This window comes from Janthinobacterium sp. UMAB-56, assembly GCF_900095265.1.
Taxonomy (GTDB): domain Bacteria; phylum Pseudomonadota; class Gammaproteobacteria; order Burkholderiales; family Burkholderiaceae_D; genus Janthinobacterium.
Map to the genome: position 1 here is coordinate 1 of NZ_LT607677.1, position 4,884 is coordinate 4,884.

Annotated in this window: 5 protein-coding genes and 1 pseudogene; all 6 read right to left on the minus strand. The window is 62.9% G+C overall.

All coding sequences use genetic code 11. The features are described from left to right. Positions 1 to 482, minus strand: a 482-nt coding sequence (locus K0F85_RS27370) for a hypothetical protein (RefSeq protein ID WP_219118962.1), incomplete at its 3' end; no start/stop codon positions are given. After that, on the minus strand, positions 479 to 1,072 hold the full coding sequence (locus K0F85_RS27375) for a DUF4376 domain-containing protein (protein ID WP_219118963.1): 594 nt from the start codon (positions 1,070 to 1,072) through the stop codon (positions 479 to 481). The genes K0F85_RS27375 and K0F85_RS27370, both read right to left, overlap by 4 nt. Before the next feature lie 47 nt (positions 1,073 to 1,119). Continuing rightward, a complete protein-coding gene (locus tag K0F85_RS27380) occupies positions 1,120 to 1,857 on the minus strand; it encodes a hypothetical protein (protein WP_219118964.1) in 738 nt (245 codons plus the stop codon). After that, complete coding sequence (locus K0F85_RS27385; RefSeq protein WP_219118965.1) at positions 1,854 to 2,126, minus strand: hypothetical protein; 273 nt, start codon at positions 2,124 to 2,126, stop codon at positions 1,854 to 1,856. The genes K0F85_RS27380 and K0F85_RS27385 overlap by 4 nt, the downstream gene beginning before the upstream one ends. Positions 2,127 to 2,128: 2 nt before the next feature. Further along, entirely contained in the window at positions 2,129 to 4,060 is a 1,932-nt protein-coding gene (locus K0F85_RS27390) for a hypothetical protein (RefSeq protein ID WP_219118966.1), read from the minus strand. Continuing rightward, positions 4,057 to 4,884: pseudogene (locus tag K0F85_RS27395) on the minus strand (hypothetical protein); the annotation flags it as partial. The pseudogene K0F85_RS27395 and the gene K0F85_RS27390, both read right to left, overlap by 4 nt.

Here is a 4,884-nt window from a genome sequence, read left to right on the forward strand (position 1 = left end):
TCCAGATAGCCCTCCGGGCTTTGTGGGGCAGATACCTCGATCACCAGGCGGCGCACGCGCACTGGCGCGAACCAGACCACGCCGTCGGCGCCGCCGCCACGCGCCCAAGTGTTCGCGCCACCCCACTTGTAAGCGTTCCAGCCCAGCGGCAGCACGCCCCAGGGATAGGAGCCATGCACGGCGGCCGGGCACGGGAAGATGCTGCCTGTGTCGAGCACAGGCACGGCGTCGCCCGTCTGGGAGTAGCCGCGCACGCGCATGCACGCGCTGCTGGTCATGTTGGTGAAGATCAGCGCCACGCAGCCGATGGATTCTTGCGTCGGCCAGGTGGCGGTGATGGTCTGTGCCGTGCCGGCGGCGCGCAGCACCGCTGACTTGGCATCGCGCTGCAGGTTGGCCGGGCCCAGCGCGCCGGCCTGGCTAGATGCCGTCAGCACGGCGCGGTCGGTGGCGTTGTCGTAGATGATGCGGAGATTGCTCATGCGGCCACCGATACTGGCCACTGAATGGCGTCGACTTGCTCAATGCTGGTTGCGGCAGCGATCTGATCGCGCAGCGTACGTGCGATGCAAAAGGCGCCAGTGACGTGCGCGCCCAGCGCGGCGCCGACGGCAATCATATCTGCCGCGTCCAGCGTCACAGTGCTGTTATCGGAGAGCGTCCAGTCGATGCTGTACGGTTGATCCGCAACTTGGGCCAACAAGGCCAGCTGTGTAGCGCCGGTGATGCGGTCCTTGTCGGCCTGGTAGATAGCGCCTGCACAGGTGAAATCAGAGAATTCGACCATGGTGCGAGCTGCCTTGATGCGCGACCATGCACGCGTTTTTGCCGCATCCAACGTCTGGCTCTTGTCAGGGGCGATCATACCGCCAACGAATGGGCTTTCTTCATTGCTCGCCAGCCACGCTTCAGCGATATCGCACAACGTACCATCGAGCAGGCTCAGCGGCATTTGCACTTGACTATTCCACACCAGGCCCGCGCCAGCCAGGTAGGTTGCCTCGCTGGCATAGCTTTGCACGGTGAGTATCGCCGTCTGGAATGGCGGCATGACCTCGATGCGGCGCAGCATGTGGCAGTGAGAAACAACGCCACTCGGCGTGGTGAATTCTTTTAGTATCATGGCAGATATGCCCCCTCAATTATGATGAACGTGGTAGGGCTGATGCCCCCTGTGGCTACGCCAATCGGCTCCGTCGCTGAATACTCCCAGCGCTGCTTAGAAACCAGTACCGGGGCTATCGCGGTGCTGGACGTGCGCCGCCACATAGCCCGATAGAACTCGGCGCGCCAGCGATTAGGGCCAGCACTAGGGTCGTATGAGACGTCGGAGGTTGGACAACCCAACACCACAGGGCGGGTCAGCGCCGGAATCGTCACGAACTCCTCATTTACCGTGCCAGACGCGAGCGGAAACAGTGGGTTAGGCCGGCTGAAGTCATAAGCGAGTGTGCCATTGGCGTTGTAGAACGCTGCACGGATGCCGCTGTTGTATAGCGTTGATACGAATCCGTAGGCCCACACCGCCAGGGGCGACTGCACGGAATCGAACTGATAGGCATCGAGGGATGATCCGCAGTAACAAACAACCTCCCACACGCCCGGCAACACCTCGGATGATGAAATGATGCCGACGCTGCTACCTAGCGGCATATCAAGCGCCCATATCACCGGACCATCATGCGCAATGCGGTACGTGGAATACCCCCATCGGCGGCCCGGGCTGGGTCCGGTGGCATTACCGCTTGCCTGAACAACCGCTTGCAAGGTGGCCCGGCCAATGCAGGTCAAGCCCCGAGCGTCGGCGCTGATAACCAGATCCTGGCCTGGATTTCTAAAGCGTAGTTTAAAGGTCATTTTGCAAACAGTACGACGGTTTGGCCTGCCGATAAGGCAGAAAAGACAAATCGTAAATATCCCTGCGAATTGTCGGTGGTGTAGATGACGTAGCCGCCTGTGCGGCCGGCGCTAATGGCATAGCCTCCAGCGCCGGGAAAATCGGGGAATCCCCACGTCGACCCGCCTGATGCGACGACGTAAAAGCCCAGGGGCACGCCGCCAACAGCAAGGCTCGAGTCAAATGTGATACGCCCTTGCGCATCGCGTACGCGAAAGCGAGGTTCCATGGCTATTCCCCAAGCTCGATACGAGGGACATTATTTCCATCGTAAAAAGTAAAGCCTGATCCTGTCAGATCGTAGCCAGCGCCTGAGCCCGATAGCCGGCTAGGGCTGCGGATGAGCTGAAATGACCCTATGACACCCGAGAGTTTTCCTGAAAACGAGGCCTGGCCGTTTTGTATCACCAACCCCGGCATGTCCACATAACCGCCACCTCTCAACTCTACGTAACCACCAGTCGCGGGATTGCCAAGCAGCAGCCCTTGCGCGCTCAGGTGGTAACCACCGCCGCCGTTGCTTGGCCAGCCGTACGCATTGGTCGGATACCCGGTACCGCCGTGCAGCGTCGTGCCGTACAAGTCGCCAGCAACCACATTCCCCAAAATCGCGCTGATTGCCGCCAGGTTATCCACCGACAGCGCTTTGGCAGCCACAGACCCATCCACCAGCAAGTTGCCATTCAGCACCGTACCAAGCACCAGCCATGCGCCGTTGTCAAAATACTTCGTCACTGCATGCGTGGCATCGTACAAGGTCACCACGTCGCGGTTAATCGGCGCACCATAGCCGGCGCGGCCAAGCTCATATACCGCCGACGCATCCGACCAGGTGGAATAGCCGGGCGCGGTAACCGTCACCGTGCCGCGCTGGCCGGATGGACCAGCCACACCTTGGTCGCCGCGAAACTTCGACCAGGCGTAGTCCACCTTGTTGGTGCTGGGGGCCGCGCTGAGCTTGTTGACGGCCAGGCCCAGGTACAGGGTACTGTCGCGCGGCGAGTCGTACAGACCGGTGCCATCGGCATTGTCCGCATACTTGATCCAGGTGTAGGTCGTCTTGCCATCCGCTCCGGTTTCTCCCTTCGCACCGTCGCCACCCTTGATCAAAGACCAAGCATAATCTGCCGGGTTATCACTCTCGACCGCCGTGGCCTTGTTATAGGCCAGGCCGATGTAAGTCATGCCCACAGGCGAATCGGAGAATCCACCGCCTGCAGCGGTATTGCCATACTTCACCCAGGTGTAGGTTGTCACGCCGTCGGCTGCCAGGCGCGCAGCGGCCGCCCATTCGCCAGGGTCGATGTCGTCGGTCGCCGTGCGCGACGCGGCCGTGGCGCCCGAGGTGAACAGATAGGCACCGCCCTCCGTCGGCACCTGCGTCGACCAGCCATTGTTCAGGCCGGCGAGCGCGCCCGTGGCAAAGGTGAACGTGCAGGCCGCGCTCGGCAACGCCGGCGCCATACTGGTGGCGCCACGCTGGTAGATGCGCACGGGCGCCACATTCAAGCCATCGACGCCATTTGCGCCATCCTTCGCCAGCTGCACGGCCCCGGCCCATTCGTTGGCGGCGATACCGTCTGTGGCGTTGCGCGAACTGGCGGCGGCCACGCGCACGTACAGCGGCTCCGTGCCTGTCGGGATATTCTTCGACCAGCCGTTGGCCAGGTCGTTGCCGGCCGGCGTCGTGATGCTGGCCGTGGCAAAGGTAAAGATCACGTCACCCGGCGAATCCGCAGGCGCCACAGCCACGCGCTTGTAGGCGAAGGCCTGGCCCGTGTTCAAACCGGCCAGGCCCGGCTCACCGGTGACGCCATCGAAGACCTTGCTGATCATGTAGTTGCCGATATAGTCGACGCCGAATTCGCGGATACGGGCCTGCACCAGGGCCGTATCCGTGGTCATGCTGGCGAAATCGACTGTAGCCACATTGCCGTTGACTGTCATTTGCGTACCCGCAGATACCGAAAACACGATATCGCCCACCACGTTCACCGGCTTGGCGGTGATAGCGATCGAGCCGGGAGCGCCGGCGCCGTCGCTGTTCACGCGGAAAACAGGTGTGCTGCCAGCCAGCAGGATCGCCTTGCCGTCTGCCGTCGTGCTGAAGCGCTCGGCCGTCGCCTGCAGCAGCGTATCGCGCGCGCCACCAATGGCGGTCATACCAGCACCCCCACCGTCACGCGTCCGGCCAGCCATTGATGCGACAGCAGCACTACCACGCCAGGCACGCCGTTCTGCAGGCCGAAGCGGTCATCGCGCAGCACCACGGGCTGCCCCAGTTCCAACATCATCATCTCAGGCTCTCCATCAAATTCGTAAATCGTGCGCTGCACCTTGTTCAGGGCCAGGCGCCGCGCCGCTTCCGCCTGGGCGTCTGCGTTGGTCTTGAGGCAGGTGTCGATCTGCGGCGGATCGTCCGTCAAGCGGTAGCGCGCGCGAACCGCCTCATCGACCGCCGTTTCGGTCAGCCATTCCGTGGCATACAGGTCGGCGTGCGCCGGCGGGATGCTTGTAGTCAGGCTGGCCTGCACCGTGTAGTTACGGTCGAAGGCGATCTTGACGGCGGCGACCACCGGCAAGCGCTGCACCTGGCGCAGGGAATCGAGCCGCACGTGCTCGGGGCCGATCTCCACCGGCACGCCGGCGGCCGGCAGCGCTATTTGCACCAGGCGCAGCTGGCCGGTGCGCGACATGACCGCCTGGGCGCCCACGCTGGCAGCCAGCTGCTGGATGGCTTGCGCCTGGTTCGTCCGGTCAGCAACATACAGGCCCACCAGCTGCGGGTGAGCGGCATCGAAGGCGGCCAGGTTGTCCAGGTCGAGGTCAGCCAGGGTGAAGCGATCCGAGGCCTTGCCATAGGCCGTAGCAATGCGCTGCACCAGCGGGGCAATGCGCGGTGCGTAGCCGCCACCTTTGTCACCCTGCACGCTGACCGTGATCGTGGTGGAAAACGGATCGGTGGTCAGGTTGAAGCGGCCCGCCTG